The 408-nt window shown below is 29.9% G+C and carries 1 protein-coding gene; it reads right to left on the bottom strand.

Features of this window, described 5'->3' with window-relative positions:
- Nucleotides 1-408 (bottom strand): toxin-antitoxin system YwqK family antitoxin (locus IU405_RS00540; protein ID WP_197436704.1); only part of this gene is annotated, 408 nt, incomplete at both ends.

Here is a 408-nt window from a genome sequence, read left to right as displayed (position 1 = left end):
TTCAATGATTTCAGCTTGTCTTCCAAAACTTGCTTTTTGATATATAGTTTCAATCCAAGGACCTATTTTTTCGCCATTTTTAAAAATTCCTTTATTGATGATTTTTCCATCTTCATCATACTCAATAAACTCACCATCTTCAATTCCGTTGACAAAATTTGTGCTTGCCTCTAATTTTCCATTTTCAAAATAATTGATAAACTTTCCATGTTCAACGCCAACCTTATAATTTGCAATAGTACTGATAAAGCCATTTTCGTAATAAGTAATATGCTGACCATCAGCTTCATCATTCACGTAATTTCCTCTAGAGCTAATTTTGCCATTTTTAAAATAGGTTATTTGTTCACCATGTAAATTATCCTCTTTATAATTTTCAACTTTTCTTATTGTTCCAGCATCATAAAC

It is taken from the genome of Polaribacter sp. BAL334 (genome assembly GCF_015767435.1).
In the GTDB taxonomy this organism is placed as follows: Bacteria; Bacteroidota; Bacteroidia; order Flavobacteriales; family Flavobacteriaceae; genus Polaribacter.
Note: the sequence above shows the minus strand (reverse complement) of the source record. Positions and strands in the feature narration are given on the sequence as shown.